This is a genomic window from Pedobacter sp. Bi27 (assembly GCF_918698255.1).
Classification (GTDB): domain Bacteria; phylum Bacteroidota; class Bacteroidia; order Sphingobacteriales; family Sphingobacteriaceae; genus Pedobacter.
Genome location: NZ_CAKKMW010000004.1, coordinates 394565 through 419428, shown reverse-complemented (window position 1 = coordinate 419428; position 24864 = coordinate 394565). Strand labels below are relative to the sequence as shown.

Here is a 24864-nt window from a genome sequence, read left to right as displayed (position 1 = left end):
AGTTTAGTTTTTTACCAATTTATTTTTTCTTTGTTTAAAAATGAAGAGATTCCTTTTTTAAAATCTTCACTCTCTCTTATACGGGCATTTATCTGTACCGCAGTTTCCAAGCATTTTTCCAATAGGGGATTGGTTGTTTGCGTAATCAATTGTTTAGTAACCATTAACGAATTACCAGAACTCCCGCTGCACAAACTTAATGCAAATTCTCTTACTATTTGATGAATATCGGATGAATTTGTTACAAAATTTATCAAATTATATTTCAATGCCTGCTCAGCAGAAAAGATTTTTCCAGTCAGTAAAATTTCTTTTACGATGGATTCGCTTACCTTTTGTTTTAAAAAACAAGAAACAATAGCTGGTACAAAACCAATTTTCACTTCAGTATACCCAAAATTACTTTCAGGGGTAGCAAAAACAATATCACATATCGTGGCCAAACCACAGCCGCCGGCAATGGCATGACCTTCTACCTGTGCAATAACGACTTTTGGTAAATAATAAATGGTTGTAAAGAGTTTTTTTAAATGATTGGAATCAGCCACATTTTCTTCAAATGTATTGTGCTGCAATTGCTGAAGATAGGCTAAATCGGCACCAGCACTAAAAGTATCGCCATTTGCATTCAATATGACCACTTTTACAAGGTCATCTTCAGATGCTTTTATAAATGCAGAAGTTAATTCAGCAATAAGTTTAGGGTTTAGCGCATTCCTTTTTTCGGGTCTATTGATAGTTATCGTTGCTATTCTTTCAGCAACCTGATATAAAACCAGATTTTCCATGTTATTGGGTTAGTTGCACCAAATATGCTTTATTTTTCTTTAAAACATGTACATCTATATCATTATTATCCATATACTTCCTTAAGATCTGAATTTTATAATCTTTATTGGTAGCATCGATTATTGCAGTTTTATATTTTATATCAAGGTTCATTTTGGCTAAATTAAATTTAGTATTTCCACTTAACCAGATACTTGAAAAAGCAGCATTTCCGTTTATATTTTTACCATTCAGGTTTTCATCGATCAACAGCATCTTATAATTAAAAAAGGCAATTTGATTGTTCTTTAATACGAACTGCCCTAAAACGGTATCTTTGTTAAAACTAATAAAACGTATTTTGTTTACCTGCAATTGCGTTAGTGCCGGCACAATAGAAAAATTATAATTTTTATCTTCAGCACTTAAATCTGAAACCAAAACAGCTTCCTTTCCATTAATAAAAGCAGTAGCATAGTTTTTTCTCAGAGAAAAGAAAATAATTTTCCTTTGATGAAAGGCGTTTAGATCATCGTGTACAATCAAAAGTTGATAGCAAACAAATAGTATTAAAGAAGAGAACAAAAGTTGTTTGTTTAATTTCGCCAAGGCATAAATAAATAACCCGAGCGATAGGCTCAACAATGCAAATTCAGGCAAATTAATCCATATTGATGAAAAGCTAGCATATGGTAAATTGGCAATCCAATTTAATACGGCATTTGTAAAATTTATTACCCATTCGAAAATCGCCGCTAAAAACTCGAATGCCGGAATTAATACTGCAATTCCTAAATACATCATTAACGCCAATGGGATTGTGATAAAAAGATTCGCAAAAAGAAAGTAAAGTGGGAATTGATGAAAATAATAAATGCTTAACGGAAACGTAACCACTTGTGCGGCTAAAGACATAGCTGTGAAATTCCATAACTTATCTAGCCAAACACGTTCAGTATACAGAAGGTTATAAATTTTAGGCTGAAGATAAATTAGTCCAAATACGGCCAGATAGGAAAGCTGAAACCCAACATCTAAAATTAAAAACGGATTATAAACAAGCTGACAAAATGCCGAAAATGCCAAAATATTATAACTGTTGGTTTGCTTCGATAAAACTTTAGCCGTAATTAAAATGCTGATCATTATAGCCGAGCGAACCACAGAAGGTGATAATCCTGTTAACAAAGCATATCCCCAAATCAAAGTACAGATTAACAACAGTTTCAGAATCCTTAGCGCCCGATTCTTGTTCAAGAAGAGGAACAAAAAATCTAAAACGACATAAATAATGGCTACATGTGCTCCTGATACAGATAAAGCATGAATGGTTCCGGTTTTGGAATAGGCCGATAGAGTTTCTTTGCTTAAATCAGCACGGTAACCTAAAATAAGGGTAGAGGCCACTGCAAAAGCTTCATCACTTTTAATCAGGCTTCGGTATTTTGCTACCTGCTTTTCTCTTAAGTTTAAAGCCATCTTTATAATGGGATTACCAATGTTATTTTTGTTGCTAGCGATATGATCCTGATCTATAAAAGCCTGATGATAAATATTCTGACTGCCTAACCAGGCTTTAAAATCAAATTCTGCAGGATTATATGAAGGTTCTATTTCGGCATATGTAGCTGGGATTATGATTTCGTCACCATACTTTAATTTAATAGGTTTTAAACTATCTAATTTTATGGCAAGAAGCATCTGCCCCGACAATCTGATCTGTTTGTCTTTTTGATATCCCGATACTACCTTTGCTTTAAAACGTACGATGTTGCTACTTTGCTGAGGTTCATTGTTTACCCAAACTTTTAAATAGCTGCACTGCGTTTTTGCAAAGTAATTTTGGTTTAAACTTTCGTTATGGTTCAGGCAAAGTAAACCGCCAAGGCTGAAGAAAAGTATAAAAATTAAAATACCAACAGTACCCTTGTAACGGTACACATTTAATCTTTTATAAGTAATATTCAACAATAAAATGCACAGTAAAACAACAAGCAGGACTGAGGCCCACCATTGAACTCCTATGCTTTTTGGAAAAAAATAAAAAATACAGATACCTAAAAGAAAAGGAAACAGGATCCTGACAAAAACATATTCGGACTTAAACATTGTTTAAAATTGATAGCGTACCTGAACTTTAACTTCCGATTTTTTATTGCCTTTAATTTCATCCAGGTAAGTACCTACTGTTTCTACGTCCTTATAAACAAACAACCCATATCGAACCCAAACATTTAGCTTCTTGACTATACTGTATTTCAGGTTAAAATAAGTCCTAAAACCTCTTCCATTATACATTCCAAAAGCAAAACTGTACAAAACATCATCTTCATAGGCATAAATTCTGCTGTTATAACTTGGGGTATTGAAATAGGCAAATCTTACATTTCCTGTCAGCTTAGCGAACATTGGGGAATAGTCTACATCCTGATAAACGAGATAACCAAATTCTCTATTGGCACTACCTTTTTTATATTGAGAAATCTCTAGCCTGTTTTGGAAGCGCCAATTATTATTCAATTGCCAGCTTGCCTCTGCCCGATAACCTTCTCTTTTTACATGGTCTAAAAAGTTAACAGGCACATCCAAATCCGTATTTTGTTGTTTATATTCTGTTTTAAATCGGACTAAAACTTTAAAGGTTTTGCTAGGTGTATAAACGGCCTGGGTTAAAATCTCATAACCTTTTGATGGTTCATCAACACGGTATTTTAACCACGGGAACCGAAAATAATCGCCATAGAAAGAAAAGGCCCAATGTTTATTGGGATTAATATTTAAGCCTGCATACAATCCTTTTTCATTTACCGCTTCGCTTGATTCGGATACTGCCTGATTAAAGAAACTATGATAATCTTTAGCATAATCGCGATAAGTTAAGGCTGCAGAAACGGTTGGAGACAAACTAATGAGGATACCGTTAATATAGGCAATACCACCACCTAAGCCTTTGGCTGCCTCGCCATAGAGGTACATATTTTTATAAGTATAATTGTAAAATAACCCCAGATTGGTTAATACTGTACCTGTGAAACTATATCGATCGTAAGCTGCTGTTTGCGTAACAAAACGGTTCTTATAATGAGTATGATAAGCAATTGCACCAACAGCAAATTCGTTTTTGGTATATTGAACTGTGGTACCAAATACGCTTTGCGCTAAAACGCCTTTATTCTTAATCTCAGTAGGGGTTCTATGTAAACCAGTTTGATTAATGGTGGACTGAACTAAATTTTCTGCTGAATCTAGTTTTTGGCTAGCATCTAGATTTCGGAACGAAACAAAAGCAGTAATGTCTACATTTTTAAATAAGTTAATCGTTGCAGCGCCTCCTCTGAAAAAAGAATACTCATTCGTAGAGTTATAAGGTCTTAAACCTAAATCTTTTTTAGCTACACTGGTTACATCAGGGCCTTTGCCAAAAGAAAAACCCGACCATAATGTTAAGCCCTGCCCAAATTGCAATGTATAATCGCCAACCACCAGTTTTTTTAGCTTACCCAATTTAAATAGAGCGATATTGCCAGAATAAAAATCGAAAGGTTTACCTATAAATTTTTCACCAGCATCTTTGTCTAAGGTAATGGCTGCTGATAGAATTGAACTATAATGATATCTGTAGCGCATTTGAAATCTTTCCGCAGAACCTAAATATCGGTTCCCGGGTAAATCTGTATAACCTCTTTGTTCTTGTAAGGTCTGTGCAAAGCGCATCATCAAATCATTTTCACCAGTACGTATAATGCTTTTAAAATTGAGCTGCTGGTATTCAGCGATATTGGTCAATGTTACAAATGGGAGGAGGTTATGCACGGTTTTAATATCAAAACCGTTAATACTTTGTAATTCCAGCACATCTGTAAGCTGACCATTTTCCTTTAGATGTGTAAAGAAATTAGCGATCTGCAAGGGAGATAGGAAAACCAAGGTCTTTAATTCTTCAACTGAAGTACGGTTCAGATTAATTGGATGTTTACGATATTTTTCCAATACATCAATCAGCTCGGTCATATCGTAATCATCGGGGAGGTTTTCGGCCATACTCTCCAAAATATCTCGTGTATCTGTTTCCCCAGCATTGATTTGAGCATTCGCCGTGAATCCAATCATTACAAATGCAACGACTAAGTACTTAAACCGCATAGCCACCTCCATTTAGAAATATATCATAAAGGTTAAATAGCAATGTAATTCCAAAAGGAATTTCTCGCAGAAAGAAATGATTAACTTTTGCAGATAAATGACTACCCAGATGGTTTTGGGAAAATAAAAAATAGGGGAAAAAGACAAGCAACAATACATACCATATTTTCATAAGCAGGGGTTATACCAGTTAAAAAAAATAGGGGTGATTGATGTTTTGGTTTTGCTAATATAGGAAAATAATTAAAAAAAAACTACAAAAAATGTATTTTTCAAATTACAGAAGAGTAATACAAAGAAAGTCGACAATTATAAAGGGAAAAAAGTTTCTACAGTTCTTCTGCCAGATTTACCAAAAAGCCTTTCAGTTTTTCTAACGAATCGATAATCTTTTGATTCTCTCTAACACCTGTTTTGTTATTCTTTAAATAGTCTTTGGCACCTTTTAATGTAAATCCTTTCTCATCAACAAGATTGAAGATGATCTTTAGGTTTTCGATGTCTTCTGGAGTAAAAAGACGGTTGCCTTTTTTATTTTTCTTGGGCTGTAGGATATCGAATTCCTTCTCGTAAAAACGGATCTGTGATGCGTTAACATTAAACATTTCAGTCACTTCGCCCATGGTATAATACATTTTATTAATGTCTCTTTCTTTATACGGCATATTTTGTGCTTGATTATGAGTGTCTTATATCGATTAATTAAAGTATTCAAATGTAGCTCGATTTTTCCTTAATAACGCAATAAAATTTTAATTTTGTTCCCTCCAATAATATTGAAATGACAGCAAAAGAGATTAGACAGGCATTCCTTAGTTTTTTTGAATCGAAACAACATCATGTTGTTCCTTCCGCACCGATTGTGGTTAAAAACGACCCCACTTTAATGTTTACAAATGCGGGTATGAACCAGTTTAAGGATCTGTTTTTAGGAGAGGCAGCCATAAAATATTCTCGTGTTGCTGACACACAACGTTGTTTACGTGTTTCGGGCAAACATAACGATCTTGAAGAAGTAGGTATTGATACTTACCACCACACCATGTTCGAAATGTTGGGTAACTGGAGTTTTGGCGATTATTTCAAAAAAGAAGCCATTGCCTGGAGTTGGGAACTATTGACAGAAGTTTACAAAATCCCGAAAGAAAAATTATATGTCACCTACTTTGAAGGCGATAAAAAAGAAGGTCTGGAAAAAGATCAGGAAGCTTACGATCTTTGGAAACAATATGTTGATGAAAGCCACATTTTACCTGGAAATAAAAAAGACAACTTCTGGGAAATGGGCGATACTGGGCCATGCGGGCCATGTTCTGAAATCCATGTAGATTGCCGTACTGATGAAGAAAAAGCTTTAGTTGATGGTGCTACTTTAGTAAATGCGGATCATCCCCAGGTTATCGAGATCTGGAATAATGTATTTATGCAGTTTAACCGTTTAAAAAATGGTTCATTGCAAAGTTTGCCAGCTAAACACGTTGATACAGGAATGGGCTTTGAGCGTTTGGTACGTGTTTTACAGGAAAAAACCTCTAACTACGATACCGATGTTTTCCAGCCGATGATTCAGTTTATTGCAGAAAAATCTGGTATTAAATATGGTGCTGACGAGAAAACCGATATCGCCATGCGTGTTATGGCCGATCACATCCGTGCCATTTCCTTTGTTATTGCCGATGGCCAGTTACCTTCTAATAATAAAGCAGGTTATGTAATCCGCAGGATTTTACGCCGTGCAGTACGTTATGCTTATACTTTCTTAAACTTTAAAGAGCCTTTCCTAAATCAATTGGTTCCTTTATTGGCTGAGCAATTTAAAGGTGTATTTGATGAACTGATTTCGCAACAGGATTTCGTTCAGAAAGTAGTGCTGGAAGAAGAAGTTTCTTTCTTGAGAACTTTATCAACAGGAATTCAACGTTTCGAAAAATATCAGGCATCAAATGATGTAGTAGAGGGTAATTTCGCTTTCGAATTATCAGATACATTTGGTTTTCCGATCGATTTAACGGAATTAATGGCCCGAGAAAAGGGTTGGAGCGTTGATCTAGTTGGATACGAACAGGCTTTGAAAAAGCAAAAAGACGATAGTCGTGCCGCAACAGCCATTGATACAGGCGATTGGATTGTCGTAAACACTGAAGAACAAAGCGAATTTGTAGGCTATGATGATTTAGAAATCGAAACAGAAATTTTAAAATACCGTAAAGTAAAGGCTAAGGGTAAAGAGCAATATCAAATTGTGCTTCGCCAAACACCTTTCTACGCCGAAAGTGGTGGTCAGGTAGGAGATACCGGCCGTTTAGAAGACCACAGTCGCCAGTTTTGGGTAGACATTACCGATACTAAAAAAGAAAATGGCTTAACCGTTCATTTTACCGATATTTTGCCAGATAATTTAGAAGGTAAATTTTGGGCTGTTGTAGATGAAGATAAACGTGTTTTAACTGAAGATAATCACTCTGCCACACACTTACTGCATGCGGCCTTAAAACAAGTTTTAGGTAAACATGTTAACCAGAAAGGTTCGTTGGTGAATGCAGACTACTTACGTTTCGATTTTTCTCACTTCGCTAAGGTTACTGACGAGGAATTAGCACAGATTGAGGTAATTGTGAATCAGAAAATCCGCCAGAACATTAAGTTAAAGGAGCAACGCAACGTTCCCTATCAAGATGCCATTGAAAGTGGTGTAACGGCTTTATTTGGCGAAAAATACGGCGATTTTGTTCGCATGATTACTTTTGACGACCATTTCTCTAAAGAACTTTGCGGTGGTACACACGTAAAAGCAACAGGGCAGATCGGTTCATTCAAAATTGTTTCTGAAAGTGCTGTAGCAGCTGGGGTTCGCCGTATCGAGGCTATCACTGCTGATAAAGCTGAACAATATTTCTTGGACCAAAGAAAAGAACTTGGTCATTTAAAAGCATTATTGAACGGAAGTAAAGATCTATCGGCATCCGTTCAAGCCTTATTGGATGAAAATGCAAAACTGAAAAAGGAAATTGAAAAGTCGACAATAGAACGTGTAAATACCCTAAAACATGAAATTGTTCATCATGTAAGAGGAATTAACGGTATTAACCTGATTGCTAAACACATTGATCTGCAGAGTGCTGACGCAGTTAAAAACCTGGCTTTCTCTTTGAAAGATATGGTTGATAACCTGTTTCTAGTTTTTACTACGGAAATTGATGGCAAACCGGGAATAACCGTAATGCTTTCTGATCACCTGGTGAAAAAAGGATTAAATGCTTCTAATATTGTTCGTGAGCTGGGTAAAGAAATCCAAGGTGGCGGTGGTGGACAACCGTTTTATGCTACCGCAGGTGGTAAAAACCCATCGGGATTAAAAGTTGTTTTGGAAAAAGCAGAAAGTTTTATTCCTCATCATTGATTGAAATAATAAAATAGACCCTGAAATAAATTCAGGGTGACGCTATGTAAAATAAAAAAGAGGCCCTAAAGCCTCTTTTTTATTTTAATGTCTTCCATGTTTTTCTCTGTGTCCTCTAGAGAATAAGCTTGAATTTACATTTCTATCATGATATCTGTTATCTCCACGATAAGATCTGTAATTATTTCTTGGCGAACTATAACGTACCCTGTTTCCACCACCGTAAGATGAACGGTAATAATTATCATGATTTGAATATCTTACCCTGTGCGTGTTGTAACTACGAAATGGAGTATTGCCATAAACCACCACTTTTCTGCCATGGTGCAAATTATAACCCCTATATCTTGCAGGCAAATACCTAGATCTGGTCCATCTGTTCCCGCTTAAATAAACAAATTGTCTTTGCGGAACGTAATAGTAAGATTGAACTTCAGGAAGGTAGTAATAATCAACGCTTTGATAACCAGCAGGAACCCAGGTAGGTTGAGCGCCAATATTTACATTAATACTTACCTGAGCGTTAGATTGATTAGATGTTAAAGCCACGATACCTAAAATCGCGGAGATGATAAATAACTTTTTCATAATAATCCATTTTATTTGTGTGTATTTCAATAATTCAAACGCTGTGCCAAAACTTCTATTGTAACAGATATATAAAAAAAGGAGTCTCTTTCGAAACTCCTTAATAAAGCAGTAGAGGTTATAGATTAGTGTTTTCCTTTACCATTTCCATGGCCCTTTCCCTTATTTCCATTATTCTGTTTTCCATAAATCTTTTTAGCCTGTCCTGGAGGCATACCATGAGGATGTCCCTTTACAACATAATATTTGCTATCGCGGCTATCTCTTATTACCAGCTGGCCTTTATTACCTTTATATTTTGCATACTTTACCTTATCATTCCTGAAATTCAAATAGGGCTTGGGCGAATTGATCACAACTTTATAACCGTTGTATAAATTGTAATTACCATATCTTGCAGGTAAAGAATTTGCAAAAACCCAATCGTTTCCATTTAAGTAAACAAACTGTTTTTGTGGAACATAATAATAACTTTCTACGTCAGGGAGATAGTAATAATCTACATGGTCATAGCCTGTTGGTCCCCAAAGTGGTTGCGAACCAATGTTAACATTCACATTTAACTGTGCTTTCGCGGGGATGCTGAACAATGAAACCATTATCGCTACAGCAACTAAAAATAATCTTTTCATAATCAATTCATTTAGTGTTTTCTATTTATAGCCAAACCACGTGCCAAAAGTAGGTAAACAAATAAAGGAGCCTCTTTCGAAGCTCCTTTATTTACAACTAAATATTAATATTAATGGCGCTCATTACCATGGCCTTGACTGTTATTTCTTTCAGGACGGTCATTCCCTCCTCTGTTATTGGTTTTGTGTTCATTGTTGCGTGCAGACCTTGAATTTTGATTTACCCTTACAACAGTTTTCTCCCTACGTACAGGGCGGTTATTATTAATCACTACAGTTTTGTTCCCATTATAGTTTGGATGTCCTTTTACTATATAATATTTGGTTTCACGACTATCTCTTATAATACCTTGGCGACCACCATAATTTTTATATTTACTGTATTTGGTTACATAGATACTGTTTCTTAAATACGGTTTTGGCTCATTGATTACGACTTTATAGGCGCGGTATAAATCAAAGTTCCTGTATCGGGCAGGCAAACTGCTTACCCAAACCCAACGTCCGCCATTTGAGTAAATGTATTGTGCAGACGGTACATTATAATAGGCATCTATATCAGGAAAATAATAATAATCTACATGATTGTATCCTGTCGGGCCCCAAACTGGTTGAGAGCCGATATTGATATTTAAGCTAACCTGCGCTTTTGCATTGTTTATGCTGAATAATGAAACCATCAGAACTGCAGCAAATAAAACTAACTTTTTCATAATGTTTTTAAATTAAAGGTTTCTTTTATGTGTTTGCTGAGATAGACAATAGCTGAGCACGGTAGTTTAATTAAAGCAATTTCATTTAACATTCTTTAACTATATTTGCCTCCATAATACATTTAAAGGGATCATTTTAATATGAGTTTAGGAACATCCGAAAACAATTACGAACTCGTTTCAGGACTAGAAATCCACGTTCAGTTAAACACCAACACTAAAATATTTTCTGCTGACAGTGCATCTTTCGGGGCTTTACCCAATCAAAATATATCTACGGTTTCGCTGGCATTGCCTGGAGCCCTACCGAAGTTAAATAAAGAGGTAGTAGCAAAAGCCATCCGTATCGGTCTGGCTTTAAACTGTACCATTAACCAGACCAACCATTTTGATAGGAAAAATTATTTCTATGCCGACTTGCCAAAAGGTTATCAGATTACGCAGGATAATCAACCCATCTGTGTAAATGGTTTTCTGGAATTGCAACTGGCTGATGGCCCTACGAAGAAAATCGGAATCAATCGCATTCACCTGGAAGAAGATGCCGGAAAAAGTATCCATGATCAGGATGATAACTATTCGCTGGTTGATTTGAACCGTGCGGGTGTACCTTTAATCGAGATTGTAACTGAACCCGATATCCGCAGTTCGGAAGAAGCATCTGTTTTATTAAGCGAAATCAGGAAACTGGTGAGGCATTTAAATGTAAGCGATGGCAATATGGAAGAAGGTAGTTTGCGTTGCGATGCCAATATTTCTATACGTCCACAGGGCACTACCGAATTTGGAACACGTTGCGAAGTAAAAAACCTAAACTCGATGCGTAACGTACGTAGAGCAATGGATTTCGAATTTGGCCGTCAGGTAGAAGTGATTAGCAATGGAGGAAGAATTATTCAGAGCACATTGAATTTTGATGCTGATAAAGGCACTACATCACCGATGCGCACTAAAGAGGAGGCAAATGATTATCGTTATTTTTCAGATCCTGATCTGCAACCCATTTATATTTCTGATGATTGGTTAGCAGAGATTAAATCTTTAATGCCGGCTTTACCAAATGAAATTTCTCAGCAGATGGTTACTGACTTTGGGATCAGTAAAGCTGATGCAGCTCTTTTTGCCGAAGATTTAGACCTGTTGAACTACTTTAACAAGGCACAATCATCCGTTCACAATAAAAAAAGCTTAATTAATTGGTTAATTGGCCCTATTAGAGCTGTTTTAAATGAAAAAGGAATTACGATCTCTGATTTTAAAGTCAATCCGGAACAACTGGCAGAAGCTATCAATCTGGTTGATGATAAAAAAATCACACAGCAAATTGCCATTCAACAATTATTACCAGCTGTTGAGCTGGAAGAAAATGCAAAAGTTAATGATTTGGCACAGTCATTAAACTTACTGATCTCTGAAAACGGAGACGAATTAAGTAGTTTTATTGATGAAGTGTTAAATAAATATCCGCAACAGGTAGAAGCGTACAAGAAAGGCAAAAAGGGCGTTTTAGGTTTGTTTGTTGGTGATGTAATGAAATTAGCCAAAGGAAAAGCCGATGCTAAAAAATTAAATGAATTAATACTTGAAAAACTGAAATAATGAAATTAAAACAATTGAGCCTGATTATGCTGATCGCGATTGCCTTCACTGCATGTAAACCAAAAGATAGCTTTACGATTGACGGAACTTTCCAAAACCCAGGCACGGAGAAGAAAGTATTTTTATACGGGATGCAAAATAGCAATATGGTTGCAATCGATTCTACCAATCTATCAGAAAAAGGTGAATTTAAATTCATCCGCAAAACCCCATCGGTTGATTTCTTTAGGGTATCTGTAGGTAACCATGAGTTTATGTTAATTGCAAAAAATGGCGATGACATTAAATTAGAAGCTGATTTGGCTGATAAAACAATGGCATATAAAATTTCAGGGGCAAATGAGGTAGAAAAATTATCAGAACTAAATACGATTAGAAACAATTTTGCCAAACAGGTAGAAAAACTACAGGCCGATTTCGAGGCAAAAGTAGCAACACAACCTCAAAACAGGGCAGCTGTGCTAGAAGCAATGAAACCTCAGTACGAATCGTATATCAATCAATTAAACACGCAGATTATAAAATTTGCTAAAGATAATAAAGGTACGCTTGCCAGTTTTTATGCCATGAATACTTTGAGTCCGCAGGAATTTGAAGCAGAACTGGTACAATTTGCGGATGAGGTGAAAGAAGAAATTAAAGGCAATGCCACAGTTGATACTTTTGTCAAACAGATGGCACTTTTAAAAGCGGTTCAGGTAGGGCAGGTTGCTCCGGCATTCACCATTAATACAGCTGACGATAAACCTGTAAGTTTATCAGACTATAAAGGAAAATACGTACTGATTGATTTTTGGGCATCATGGTGCCAGCCTTGCCGCCAGGAAAATCCGAACGTGGTTAAGGTTTATAATAAATATAAAAATAAGAACTTCGATATCATAGGTATTTCGCTGGATACCGACAAGGCAGCATGGTTAGGTGCAGTGAAAGCAGATGGATTAACCTGGACACACGTTTCCGAATTAAAGGATTTTAATGGTGCAACGGTAAAAAAATACCAGGTACAGGCTATACCAACTTCTTACTTAGTTGATCCTTCTGGAAAAATAATCGCTAAAAACCTGCGTGGCGACGAATTAGAGACGTTTTTAGCTAAAACGTTACTTTAAAACAAAATCCATGTTAAACTAATTTAAGTAATTAACAATTTCTTAACTTAGGCTTAACTAAATATTGCATCATAGACACTACTTTCGTAACAAATATTTAACTATGAACAACGCAGGTCAGAAAATATTAATTGTTGATGATGAACCAGATATTCTGGAACTTATTGAATATAACCTTAAGAAAGAGGGTTATCAGGTTTTCACAGCTACCAATGGCCAAGAAGGAATTACTGTTGCGAAAAAGGTACATCCGGATTTGATTATTCTGGATATTATGATGCCTAAAATGGATGGAATTGAGGCTTGCCGTTTAATGCGTGCAATACCCGAATTCAAGAATACATTTATGGTTTTTTTAACCGCCAGAAGTGAAGAGTATTCAGAAATAGCAGGTTTTAATGTGGGTGCTGATGATTATATTGCAAAACCGATTAAACCACGTGCTTTAGTTAGCCGCATTAATGCGATTTTAAGACGAAATACAGGAACAGAAGAAGTATCTGAGAACAAATTGGAAATTGGCGATTTAGTAATCGATCGTGAAGCTTATTTGGTTTTTCAAGGCGGTAACAAAGTGGTATTGGCGAAAAAAGAATTTGAGCTTTTATACTTGTTGGCATCAAAACCAGGAAAAGTTTATACCCGCGAATCGATCCTTAAAAATATCTGGGAGGATTCGGTAGTAGTAACCAATAGAACTATTGATGTTCACATCCGCAAACTAAGAGAAAAATTAGGCGAAACTTATGTATCAACCGTAAAAGGAGTAGGTTATAAGTTTGAGCTTTCTTAAATAGCTTTACCATAGATAGACACAGATTAGCACAGATTTTTTCTGATGATTAATCTGTGTTTTTTTATGCATGGTTAATAGATCCTGAAACAAGTTCAGGATGACGTCCTTGTAAATAATTATCGTTTTCTTTATCGCTTTATCTGTGTTCATCCTTTTTATCTGTGGTTAATTCCTCAAGCAATAAAAATAAAATCGTATTTTTGCGCTTCATTAATTACAGCACAGTTTGAAGTTTCCAAATTTTAAAGACCTTATTCTTTTCGAAGACAACGATTTTATTGTTATCAATAAACCTCCATTTTTAGCCTCGCTCGATGAACGTGGTGGATCTGGAGAAACCAATGTGTTACGCCTGGCCAAACAGTATAGCGATGATGCACAGGTTTGTCACCGTTTGGATAAAGAAACTTCCGGCGCTTTAATTATCGCAAAAAATCCTGAAGGTTACCGTCATGCTTCTATGCAGTTTGAAAGAAGAAAGGTGAATAAAACCTATCATGCTGTAGTAGATGGGCATGTCATTTTCGACCAGTTAACCGTTGATCTTCCGATCTTGAATGATGGCAATAAAAATGTAACCATTGATAGGGCAGAAGGCAAAAGAGCAGAAACCATTTTCGATTCGTTAAAATACTACAAACATTATACATTGGTTGAGTGCAAGCCAATAACTGGCCGTATGCACCAGATCCGTATTCATTTAGCAACACAAAGGGCCGCCATTGTTGGCGATGATATGTACAAAGGGAAGCCTGTTTTTCTTTCGTCAATTAAGAGAGGTTATAAATTAACCAAAGGCGAAGAGGAGCAACCCATTATGAAACGTTTCGCATTACACGCCAAGCATCTGGTTTTTAAAGGATTAGACGACAAAGATATTGTGATCGATGCACCATACCCAAAAGATTTCGCAACCTTAATTAAGTTATTGGATAAATTTGATGCATAAAGGAAGTCTTTAAATTGGCTTCTCAGTTGTTTTTGTTACTTTTGGGCATTCGCCCTCTATTAAAAAACAATAGGATGTATATCAGATTTGTAAATTACCTTGATCAAGTTAATCGGTACCGAAAATCTAAAATATCAAACCGTAATTTCTTAATTATCCTCGCTGTAATTGTTGGGGTTTTAGCAGGATTAGCCGCCGCGGTTCTAAAGAGTCTAACACATCATATCGAAGAATTTCTTCAATCAGATTGGCACTGGAAATATAAATACTATCTGTATTTTGTTTTTCCGATGATCGGTATTTTCTTAACAGTTCTATACATCAAGTATTTTATCCGTAAAACTAAATTCGAGACGGGTTTAACCCCATTGCTTTATGCCATTTCGAAAAAATCGAGCAAGGTAGAAGCACACAATATTTATTCGCAGATTATTACCGCAGCCGTTACGGTAGGTTTTGGTGGTTCAACAGGTTTGGAAGCACCAATTGTTACAAGTGGGTCTGCAATAGGCTCAAATCTTGGCCGTTTACTTGGTTTATCTTATCGCGAAATTACCATGTTAGTGGCCTGTGGCGCAGCAGCAGGTATTGCAGGAGCATTTAATAGCCCAGTAGCTGGGATTGTCTTCGCCATCGAAATTTTATTACCAGAGTTTACCATTCCTGCGTTTATCCCGCTTTTATTATCGGCTGCAACAGCAGCAGTAGTAGCAAGATTATTCTACACACAGCAACTTTTCTTTTTGGTTACAGAAGGATGGAAGGTGAACGCATTGTTTTATTATGTGGTACTGGCTTGTTTCATCGGCTTATTCTCCATTTATTTTACAAAAGCCAATTACGCTGTAAAAGGCTTATTCTATAAAATAAAACATCCTTATACCAAAGTTATTGTAGGTGGTTTAATGCTTGGGGCTTTGGTATTTCTATTCCCAACGCTTTACGGCGAAGGTTATATCACAATAAAGGGCTTACTAAAAGGCGATTACCAAACAGTAATCAATAATAGTATTTTCGCCGATTACAATACCATTCCGGCTTTAGTGGTGTTGTTTACAGTAGTAACTATTTTCATGAAATCGATAGCGACTTTGGTTACCTTGGGCGCTGGTGGAAATGGTGGTACGTTTGCACCCAGTTTAATTATGGGCGGTTTAATCGGGTTTATCTTTGCCTATGTAGTAAATCTATCTGGTTTGGCGCAATTAAACGTATCTAATTTTATTGTGGCCGGTATGGCGGCTGCTTTAGGCTCTATTATGCACGCTCCCTTAACTGGGATCTTCCTGATTGCCGAAATCACTGGTGGATATATCTTAATGGTACCGTTAATGATTACCACTGCCATTTCTTATGCCATTAACCGCAGCTCGCAAAAACATTCTATTTATACTAAAGCACTTGCCGATAAGGGTGAGTTATTATCTCATGAGGATAAGGATACAACGGTTTTAAACCAGATGAAACTAAAGTACTTGATCGAGAAAACTTATCCTCAATTATATATGAATGATCTGATTTCAGTCAAGATGAACGAGATTATGCAATCCCATAAAAACATTTGCGCTGTAACAGACGAACTGGGCGATTTTAAGGGCATCATTTATATAGAAGAGCTATTTAACGAAATGATTAGTCACCCTGATAAGGAAAATTTGCTAGCTTCTTATTTGGTACAACCTGCACCGAACGCCATCACTGAAAATGATGATCTGAAAATGGTATTAGAGAAGATGGAGCAAGATAATGTATGGATTTTACCCGTATTAACTGCGCAGAACCAATATTTGGGTTTCGTTTCTAAAACCGCTATTTTTAATAAATACCGGGCGTTGCTGATGAGGCAGAATGATTACATGGGCTAACTCCTAAATCCCCTTGAGGGGACTTCAAACTCCCATCCGTACATCATTTAGTTCAACATAATTATCTTTAATAAAAAAAGTTGAAATGATTAAGATAATCTGCTCATTTCAACTTTAAATTATAACAAAAAGTATAGTCGATCTCCCTTTAGGGGCTGGGGGTTACTCAGCTCTTTTTAAGCCGAATTTCTCAATTTTACTATACAAATGACTTCTTTGGATATCGATCTCATCGGCCGTTTTTGAGACATTCCAGTTGTTTTTCTCCAATTTGAATTTGATAAATTCGCGCTCTGCGTGATCTTTATAATCCTGAAAGTTATTGAACGAATCGAAAGAAAAAGCCAGACTCGAACCGCCAGCACCGGCAATCTGTGCACTGGTTGCGGCACCAATGTTTGTACCGCCGCCTGGATTAGCGAATGCACGTACATCATTTTCTGTAATTACCTTATCACTCAAAATAATCAATCGCTCAATCATGTTATGTAATTCACGTACGTTACCTGTCCACGGTAAAGCCTTTAAAGCAGCCATACCTGCTTCATTTATTTTCTTCACAGGCATTCCATAATCGCTGCAAATATTTTCCAAAAAGTTTTGCGCAATAACCGGAATATCATCTGTACGCTCCGTTAAATGCGGAACATGGATATTGATTACATTTAACCGGTGGTATAAATCCATACGGAAGTTACCATCTTCGATTTCTTTCATTAAATCTTTATTGGTTGCCGCTAAAACACGAACATTTACTTCAATTTCCTTTTCGCCACCTACACGCGAAATTTTATGCTCTTGTAAGGCACGTAAAACTTTTGCCTGGGCAGAAAGGCTCATATCGCCAATCTCATCCAAAAATAGCGTACCACCATTAGCCAGTTCAAATTTACCAATACGTTGTTTAACAGCAGAGGTAAATGAACCTTTCTCGTGGCCAAACAACTCACTTTCAATCAGTTCTGATGGGATAGCAGCACAATTGACCTCAATTAGAGGGCTGTCGGCACGGTTCGATTTTTCATGTAACCAACGCGCTACCAATTCTTTACCACTACCATTTGCACCCGTAATTAATACACGGGCTTCAGTAGGAGCCACACGTTCTATGGTTTCCTTAATTTTAGAAATACTTTCCGATTCGCCTAAAATCTCTCGGGTTTTACTTGCTTTACGTTTTAAAACCTTGGTTTCGGTAACTAAAGTTCCACGGTCTAAACCATTGCGGACCGTAATTAATAACCTGTTTAAGTCAGGTGGTTTCGAAATAAAATCAAAAGCTCCTTTTTTACTGGCTTCAATGGCAGTTTCAACTGTTCCATGACCAGATATCATAATGAATGGTAAATCGGGTTTAATGATCTGTGCCTGTTCCAGCACTTCCATACCATCCATCTTATTCATCTTGATATCGCAAAGTACCAGGTCGAAATTTCCTTTTTTGATCATTTCGAGGCCATCAATACCGTTATCGATATCTTCAACATCGTAATTTTCGTACTCCAGAATTTCGCGTAAGGTACTCCTTATCGCACGCTCATCATCAATTATTAATAGTTTAGCCATTAGAGATGTATCCTTTAATTTTGAAATGCGAATATATTATTTTTTAATTAATGTATAGTTTTTTATACAATTAATACGCAATAAACCTTAAAAGATGAGAAAGGTTTTAATAAGTGTAATCCATTTTAAACTTACTTAAATCGGGCTTATGTTTTTTAGCTCTTTTTAGTTCCAATTCGTAAATGGTTCTGCCCAGATTTTTCATGAAAGGGAAACAAACTGCATCATACTCGTATTTATTATCGTTAAATATGCCATCCTCATTACTATGAACAACCGCGGTTAGGAAATATTCAATTCCATTTTTAAAATCGACGAAATAAGCGTTATCAATGATGTAGCCATAGCTATCGCCATATTTATTGAAGATGCGGATATTTGGATCTGGTGTTACCTGTTCTCTTCCATAATACAACATCTTGGCATAGGTTGGCCAAAATTCTTTCGGATCGTATTTAGGAAAATCGCTTTCGGATGGATACTTACTCATATAAGTATAAATGAGTTTATAATCCTCTTTAGTAAGGTTAAACCGTTCTTTAACCGGAAAAGCCTCAGGAAAAATCAGTTTCTGCATCAATTTCTGTTGATCGTTAATGGCAAAAGCGTTTTTCCCCGCTAAACTGAAAGGTTTTTTTACCAGCTTGTCGGTACTATCCATGTATCCAGTACCCATTACCAAATTGCTTAATTTTAATTCATATTCTTTTGAATCATACTGTGCAGGTTGATCATACACCAATTGTTCGCCATTGTAAAATTTGATGGGATTGGTATGTTTTGCCGATTCTCCTGCATCGCCAATAGCCAGGCGGTTTAAAATGCGGCTATCGTGTAGGCCGTTAGCTTTCAGTTTTTCATTAATTTCGGCACGACCAATAAACTCGAATAAACGGTTAAAAGCATCATTATCACTGGTAAGCAAAATCTTTTTAACGTAATGTTCTATTGATGGAAGCCCATTTTTAGCACTTGTATCTGTTAAAACCTTTGTTTGCCCTCTATAGGCACTATCAGTAATCATGGTGCTCTTAGCCGTTAAGCCTGTGTTTTTTAAGCGGTTTACTTTTTCCAGGGCAAAAATTACAGCGGCTAGTTTAACTGTACTGGCAGGATAAAAATAATGGTGGGGGTCTAAATTGTAGCTAGAGGTTTTAAAAGTGGGTTTATTCTTCGCATCACGGTTAACCTGGGTATAGAGAATCTGGATCTGATTTTGATCAGGATGATGAAGTACAGCAGAAAAAAGCTCAGGCCTAGATTCCATCAGTTTCTTCAAAAAAACAGTATCGGTTTTTTGCGCCATAACAGATAGGCTTATTAATGAAAATGTAATAATTAATATTCTTTTCATGGATAAAAATTTGATTCCTAATTTAGCTTTTTCTATTAAAACCACCATTTTCCATCATGCATTTTACATGTTGTTTAATTTTGTTACTTTTGCAGCGCTTTTGGTTTCCGGCTTTACACCCGGAATTAAAAGGGAATACAGTGTAAATCTGTAACTGTCCCGCAGCTGTAAGCTCTATAACGGATTTCCAATCAATCTGCCACTGTTCCGACTTGTCGGGATGGGAAGGCCTGAAACCCGGGAGTAAGTCAGAAGACCTGCCTTTAGCGTTTAATTTCATAGCTTTCGGGGATTGAAGCTAGGATTGAGATACTTAACGTTTTTCGTATTTTCATTTCCTTTTCTATCTGTTGGCTGTGGGCAAAACCACAATCAAATGAACAAAAAAAGAATGCTAACTGTAGCCGGTTTAGGGCTAGCGCAGTTAATGATTAGCCAGGTGGCTAATGCTCAAACTCAAGACAGTTTGCAGCTCAAAGATGTTGTAATTTCTGCAACAAAAAATGACCAGAAACAATCACAGACAGGTAAAGTGGTTACGATCATCAGTCGTGAAGTATTGGAGCGCAGTAACGGGAAATCATTGCCAGAACTTATTAGCGAGCAGGCAGGGATTATTGTAGCAGGTTCAAGCAGCAATCCGGGATTAAACAAATCGGTATTTTTTAGAGGTGCAGGAAGTGCTTATGCCGTGGTTTTAATTGATGGTATTGTGCAAAACGATCCATCAGGAAACGGAGGTGCATTCGATTTAAGGTTGATTTCTATCGATCAGATCGATCATATCGAAATTTTAAGAGGCGGTCAGTCTACCATTTATGGTTCTGATGCCGTTGCAGGAGTAATCAATATCATCACTAAAAAAGGTGGCCCAAAAGGCAATACCATTTATGGTGTGGCCAGTGCAGGCAGTTACGAAACTTACAAAGGAACCATTGGTTTAAACGGTGGTGTTGAAGGTTTTTCTTATAATATTAACTATACCCACACCAAAACCGATGGAATTTCAGAAGCGGCAACACCAGTGGGAAGTACAGCCATATTTGATAAAGACGGCTTTAAAACTGATGCCTTAAATGCGAATTTCGGAATCAAACTGGATAATCATTTCTCTGTAAATCCATTTGTACGGTACTATTATGGTAATTACAAGTTTGATGGTGGCGCTTTTACCGATGCAAACAATTATTCTATCCTAAAAAACTTTGCTGCAGGTACCAATGCCAAATACGAATTTGCAACCGGTAAAGTAACGTTAAACTATAGTTTCGAAAGTACCAGAAACGATGCGCATAGCCAGTACCCAAGCATTAACGAAGGAAGGGTATCACTATTGGATTTATTCTACAACCAAAAATTGGGTAACAAACTCGATTTATTGGTGGGTATCGATAACCGTGTGATGAAATTATCATCAGCAACAAATAAACCGGAAACCAACATTTTTGCCGCTTACGGATCATTATTCTTACACGATTTAAGTGTGTTTAACCTTGAAGTAGGCGGACGTTACAATAAACATGAACAATATGGCGAAAACTATACCTACTCAATTACCCCAAGCATCAATGTCATTAAAGAGATAAAATTATTTGGAACTGTTTCAACAGCATTTAAAGTTCCTACCTTAAACATGCTTTTTGGTCAGTTTGGTGCTAATTTGGATTTAAAGCCGGAAAAATCGAAGAATTACGAAGCTGGTGTTAATTTTAGCTTTGCTGGCGACAAATTTAGCTTACGTTTAGCAGGTTACAAACGCGATTTAACTGACGCCATTATTTATGCTTACCCTAACGGATATATTAACCAGGTAAGTCAGAAAACCAAAGGTTTCGAAATTGAACCAGCAGTTAAATTCAGTGCGTTTAACATTAATGGCTATTACGCTTATGTTGAAGGCAATGAGTTCAACTTTGTTGATAATGCCGTTGCCAACTATCTTTTCCGCAGACCAAAACATACATTTGGCATTACTGCAGGTGCACAGGCTACGAGCAATTTATATGTAAGTGCAAATTACCGTTATTTCGGTAAACGTACCGATGGTAATTTTAACACGTATACAGTCGACAATCTACCTGCTTATAAATTGTTAAATGCTTATGCCGAATATGCATTGGCAAAAAAACGCGTAAAGATATTTTTTGATGCAAAAAACATCCTGAACGAAAGATACAGCGAAATTATTGGTTACAATAGTTTGGGCTTCAACTTTAATACAGGTGTAAGTTTTAATATCCGCTAATAAAAATTTAACTTTGTTTAAATATTAACCAGAAATAGCATGTCTCATTTAAAATTTAATCCACGCACTTTAATTTTGCTGTTAATGATATTGGCAATAACGGCTTTACGTTTGCTGGTAACATTCAACTCAGATGAATTAAAGTTTGCTAATTTTTCATCAATAGGAGCAGTAGCTTTATTTGGAGGAACATATTTTAAAGATCACCTTAAAGCATTCGCTTTTCCGCTATTGAGTTTGTTTTTAAGCGATTTAGTACTTTATACAACCATCTATAAACAGTATGTAGATATGTTTTTAGTTCAAGAACTTTGGACATACCTTGCAATTGCATTAATGGTTTTAGCAGGTCGTTTCTTATTAAAGAAGGTAAATATTGCCAGCTTATTCCTATCTACAATCGTAATTGTATTCATCCATTGGATTGTAAGTGATATCGGTTCATGGTATAAAAACCCATTGTATACGCAAAACTTAAATGGTTTTATAGATTGCTTAATAAAAGCCATTCCATTCGAGATCAGATTCTTAGAAGGAACAATAATCTATGGTGCTTTGCTTTTTGGCGCTTTTGAAATCTTAAAAGCAAAATATCCGGTATTAAAACTGCAAACACAAGAGTTGTAGAAAGATCCATTGTTTGGTATAACACCACTCAAGTAAAAACAAGATAGAAATCCTCTTTTGATTCGATTCAAAAGAGGATTTTTTTTTAACTTAGAACATCAATTCCATTTTACCTTTTACATCCTAATGAAAGTTGTTTCCTTTTTACCTGCTGCCACTAAAATGATTTACGATATGGGCCTGCAAGAATACCTGCATGGCGTAACATTCGAATGCCCTAAAGAGGCCGCAGATCAACCAAAAGTTGTACGTTGCATATTAGAAGGCAAAAACTATTCGAGTATCGAAATAGACCGGATCTTTTCGGCATCAAAAGCGCAAGGCAAAAGTTTGTATTGGGTAGATGATGCACTGTTGGAAAGCATCGCACCCGATGTGGTTTTCACACAAGATATATGCGAGGTGTGCAACATCGATACTGTTTGTACCGAAACAGCAGTAATGAAGCTTAGCAAACAGCCAACGCTGGTACCTTTATCGCCAAATAACTTACAGGATGTTTTCGATTGCGCCATTACTATTGCCAGGGCTTTGGGAAAGGAAGAGGTAGCGTTAAACTATCTGGCAGGGCTGCAAAAGAAAACGGATCATATTTTAGATCAGCTTAGGGCAAACCGTGCACCGTTAAAAAGGATTATGCTAATGGAATGGATCGAACCGATATACAATTGCGGACATTGGATTCCTTTTCAGATTGCAGCAGCCGGTGGCGTTGATATGTTGTCTAATCCTGGTGGCGACTCTATTGTAACACAGTGGGATAAAATCCTGAAATATAACCCAGAGGTTTTGGTTATTGCACCGTGTGGTTTTGATATGAAACGAAGCATGGAAGAAATGGAGCTGTTAACGTCAAAATCAGGCTGGATCAATCTTGAGGCAGTACAAAATAATCAGGTTTATATTGCCGATTTTGATATGTTCACCCAACCGAGCGTAGGTACGCTGGTTGAAGGTATAGAAGCTTTAGCCTGTATGTTCCATCCGGAAATATTTAAGGCAGACGAAAACATAGCCAAAAAATTCATCAACCACAGTCAATCGGTGAAATCATTTAAATCTGTGTAATCACATATGAAATTAGTTGTTTTAACAGGAGCAGGGATCAGTGCCGAAAGTGGGTTAAAAACATTTAGGGATTCTGATGGATTATGGGAGGGCTATAATGTTTATGATGTAGCTACCCCCGAGGCTTGGGAGAGAAATCCCGAATTGGTACAAGAATTTTATAATGAAAGAAGAAGGCAGGTTTTAGCCGCAAAACCCAATCTGGCTCATCAGGTGCTTGCCGAGCTGGAAAAAGACTTCGACATTGAAATTATTACCCAAAACATTGATGATTTACATGAAAGAGCAGGTTCTACCAAAGTTACCCATCTTCATGGCGTTATTACCAAGTCTCAATCAGATAGAAAAGCTGATTTAACTTATCCAATCGTTGGTTCGGAAATCAAAATGGGCGAGCTTTGTGAGCTGGGCTCTCAACTTCGGCCGCATGTAGTTTGGTTTGGCGAAGCTGTACCCATGATAGAGGTAGCCGCTAAACTTTGCAAACAGGCAGACTTGTTTGTACTGATCGGAACTTCATTGGCCGTTTATCCGGCGGCAGGCTTAATCGATTTTGTGCCTTCCTTTGTCGACAAATACATTATCGATCCAAGAACGCCCGATGTAAAACGTTATAAAAACGTGATCAACATTGAGAAAAACGCTGTAGAAGGCATTACGGAATTAAAAGAAATATTAGCCAATGCCAGATAAAAAGCTTTGCATTTTTAATTGGAGCGGTGGTAAAGACAGTACATTGGCCTTACACTATGCCTTACAAGATCCTACTATCGAAATTCGTTACCTGATTACTACAGTTACCGAAAAATACAACCGTGTTTCGATGCATGGCGTTAGAGAAGCTTTACTGATTAAACAGGCCGAAAGCATTGGTATCCCACTGTATCAGATCCGTTTGGGCGAAATGCCCGATATGGAAACCTACGACAGTACTATGAAGCATCATCTTTCTAAATTTAAGGAGGAGGGTATTACCCATTCTATTTTTGGTGATATTTTTTTAGAGGACTTACGTAATTATCGTGAAAATAAATTAGCAGAAATTGGGCTTAAGGCTATTTTTCCGCTTTGGAAAAAAGATACACAACATTTAATTGAAGAATTCCTAAACCTGAACTATAAAACCATCATTGTTTGTACGCAGCAAATTCTCGAAAATTTCTGTGGAAAAGTAATTAGTCATGATTTAATTGATCAATTACCTGCAAATATTGATCCCTGCGGCGAAAACGGAGAGTTTCATACCTTCGCATTTGAAGGACCAATTTTCAGGAATAAAATCACTTTCACTACTGGAGAGAAGGTATTCAGAACTTATAACGCACCAAGTAAAACAACTGCTAATGAGGATTCACCTTGTTCAACCACAGCGCTTTCTGGCTTCTGGTATATAGATTTATTAGAATAATTTATCCAATTAAAACATTTTGGCATCATTT

The 24864-nt window shown here is 36.7% G+C and carries 20 protein-coding genes and 1 riboswitch; of the genes, 11 read left to right on the top strand and 9 right to left on the bottom strand.

Going from position 1 to position 24864, the window contains the following annotated elements:
* Nucleotides 1–11: 11 nt before the first annotated feature.
* From LQ227_RS15635 to LQ227_RS15620, 4 genes are all read right to left on the bottom strand, one after another.
* Nucleotides 12–788 (bottom strand): enoyl-CoA hydratase/isomerase family protein, encoded by a 777-nt coding sequence (locus LQ227_RS15635; RefSeq protein ID WP_230141262.1) that lies wholly within the window; start codon nucleotides 786–788, stop codon nucleotides 12–14.
* 1 nt (nucleotide 789) lies between these two features.
* A complete protein-coding gene (locus LQ227_RS15630) occupies nucleotides 790–2877 on the bottom strand; it encodes a ComEC/Rec2 family competence protein (protein ID WP_230141260.1) in 2088 nt (695 codons plus the stop codon).
* 3 nt (nucleotides 2878–2880) lie between these two features.
* On the bottom strand, nucleotides 2881–4911 hold the full coding sequence (locus tag LQ227_RS15625; protein ID WP_230141259.1) for a helix-hairpin-helix domain-containing protein: 2031 nt from the start codon (nucleotides 4909–4911) through the stop codon (nucleotides 2881–2883).
* Nucleotides 4912–5240: 329 nt separating this feature from the next.
* Complete coding sequence (locus tag LQ227_RS15620) at nucleotides 5241–5576, bottom strand: MerR family transcriptional regulator (protein ID WP_029274329.1); 336 nt, start codon at nucleotides 5574–5576, stop codon at nucleotides 5241–5243.
* A gap of 116 nt (nucleotides 5577–5692) precedes the next feature.
* Between LQ227_RS15620 and alaS the strand changes: the two genes are divergently transcribed.
* Nucleotides 5693–8311, top strand: a complete 2619-nt coding sequence (gene alaS / locus LQ227_RS15615; RefSeq protein ID WP_230141257.1) for an alanine--tRNA ligase — start codon at nucleotides 5693–5695, stop codon at nucleotides 8309–8311.
* An 84-nt stretch (nucleotides 8312–8395) separates the two neighbouring features.
* Here the strand turns inward: alaS and LQ227_RS15610 are convergent, their stop codons facing one another.
* The 3 genes from LQ227_RS15610 to LQ227_RS15600 form a co-directional block, all read right to left on the bottom strand.
* Nucleotides 8396–8899, bottom strand: a complete 504-nt coding sequence (locus LQ227_RS15610; RefSeq protein ID WP_230141255.1) for a hypothetical protein — start codon at nucleotides 8897–8899, stop codon at nucleotides 8396–8398.
* 125 nt (nucleotides 8900–9024) lie between these two features.
* Nucleotides 9025–9531 (bottom strand): hypothetical protein, encoded by a 507-nt coding sequence (locus LQ227_RS15605; protein ID WP_230141253.1) that lies wholly within the window; start codon nucleotides 9529–9531, stop codon nucleotides 9025–9027.
* A 110-nt stretch (nucleotides 9532–9641) separates the two neighbouring features.
* Nucleotides 9642–10244 (bottom strand): hypothetical protein, encoded by a 603-nt coding sequence (locus LQ227_RS15600; RefSeq protein WP_230141250.1) that lies wholly within the window; start codon nucleotides 10242–10244, stop codon nucleotides 9642–9644.
* Between the two features lie 141 nt (nucleotides 10245–10385).
* On the opposite strand from LQ227_RS15600, the gene gatB reads away from it, so the two are divergent.
* The 5 genes from gatB (at nucleotide 10386) to LQ227_RS15575 (ending at nucleotide 16565) form a co-directional block, all read left to right on the top strand.
* Entirely contained in the window at nucleotides 10386–11843 is a 1458-nt protein-coding gene (gene gatB, locus LQ227_RS15595; RefSeq protein WP_230141249.1) for an Asp-tRNA(Asn)/Glu-tRNA(Gln) amidotransferase subunit GatB, read from the top strand.
* Nucleotides 11843–12955 (top strand): TlpA disulfide reductase family protein, encoded by a 1113-nt coding sequence (locus LQ227_RS15590; RefSeq protein WP_230141247.1) that lies wholly within the window; start codon nucleotides 11843–11845, stop codon nucleotides 12953–12955. The genes gatB and LQ227_RS15590 overlap by 1 nt, the downstream gene beginning before the upstream one ends.
* 103 nt (nucleotides 12956–13058) lie before the next feature.
* Nucleotides 13059–13748 (top strand): response regulator transcription factor, encoded by a 690-nt coding sequence (locus tag LQ227_RS15585; protein ID WP_029274338.1) that lies wholly within the window; start codon nucleotides 13059–13061, stop codon nucleotides 13746–13748.
* Nucleotides 13749–13977: 229 nt separating this feature from the next.
* Nucleotides 13978–14700, top strand: coding sequence for an RluA family pseudouridine synthase (locus tag LQ227_RS15580; RefSeq protein ID WP_230141245.1), 723 nt, complete (start codon nucleotides 13978–13980; stop codon nucleotides 14698–14700).
* Between the two features lie 74 nt (nucleotides 14701–14774).
* Nucleotides 14775–16565 (top strand): chloride channel protein, encoded by a 1791-nt coding sequence (locus LQ227_RS15575; RefSeq protein WP_230141243.1) that lies wholly within the window; start codon nucleotides 14775–14777, stop codon nucleotides 16563–16565.
* A gap of 162 nt (nucleotides 16566–16727) precedes the next feature.
* Here LQ227_RS15575 and LQ227_RS15570 read toward each other — a convergent pair whose 3' ends face one another.
* Nucleotides 16728–18131, bottom strand: a complete 1404-nt coding sequence (locus LQ227_RS15570; RefSeq protein ID WP_230141241.1) for a sigma-54 dependent transcriptional regulator — start codon at nucleotides 18129–18131, stop codon at nucleotides 16728–16730.
* Between the two features lie 106 nt (nucleotides 18132–18237).
* The gene (locus LQ227_RS15565; RefSeq protein WP_230141239.1) at nucleotides 18238–19485 is read right to left on the bottom strand and encodes a serine hydrolase; all 1248 of its coding nucleotides are present in this window, start codon (nucleotides 19483–19485) and stop codon (nucleotides 18238–18240) included.
* 84 nt (nucleotides 19486–19569) lie between these two features.
* Nucleotides 19570–19765: riboswitch (cobalamin riboswitch) on the top strand.
* A 96-nt stretch (nucleotides 19766–19861) separates the two neighbouring features.
* On the opposite strand from LQ227_RS15565, the gene LQ227_RS15560 reads away from it, so the two are divergent.
* The 5 genes from LQ227_RS15560 to LQ227_RS15540 all read left to right on the top strand — a co-directional run bounded on the left by LQ227_RS15560 (nucleotide 19862) and on the right by LQ227_RS15540 (nucleotide 24833).
* Complete coding sequence (locus LQ227_RS15560; RefSeq protein ID WP_230149937.1) at nucleotides 19862–21730, top strand: TonB-dependent siderophore receptor; 1869 nt, start codon at nucleotides 19862–19864, stop codon at nucleotides 21728–21730.
* 39 nt (nucleotides 21731–21769) lie between these two features.
* Nucleotides 21770–22357 carry a DUF6580 family putative transport protein gene (locus LQ227_RS15555; RefSeq protein ID WP_230149935.1) on the top strand — a complete coding sequence of 196 codons (588 nt, stop codon included), beginning with the start codon at nucleotides 21770–21772 and terminating at the stop codon, nucleotides 22355–22357.
* A 126-nt stretch (nucleotides 22358–22483) separates the two neighbouring features.
* Nucleotides 22484–23425: an ABC transporter substrate-binding protein gene (locus tag LQ227_RS15550; RefSeq protein WP_230149933.1), complete on the top strand. Its 942-nt coding sequence runs from the start codon at nucleotides 22484–22486 to the stop codon at nucleotides 23423–23425.
* 6 nt (nucleotides 23426–23431) lie between these two features.
* Nucleotides 23432–24118 carry a Sir2 family NAD-dependent protein deacetylase gene (locus tag LQ227_RS15545; protein WP_230149932.1) on the top strand — a complete coding sequence of 229 codons (687 nt, stop codon included), beginning with the start codon at nucleotides 23432–23434 and terminating at the stop codon, nucleotides 24116–24118.
* Nucleotides 24108–24833 carry a diphthine--ammonia ligase gene (locus LQ227_RS15540; protein WP_230141228.1) on the top strand — a complete coding sequence of 242 codons (726 nt, stop codon included), beginning with the start codon at nucleotides 24108–24110 and terminating at the stop codon, nucleotides 24831–24833. Before LQ227_RS15545 ends, LQ227_RS15540 begins: the two co-directional genes overlap by 11 nt.
* The last annotated feature ends 31 nt before the right edge of the window (nucleotides 24834–24864 follow it).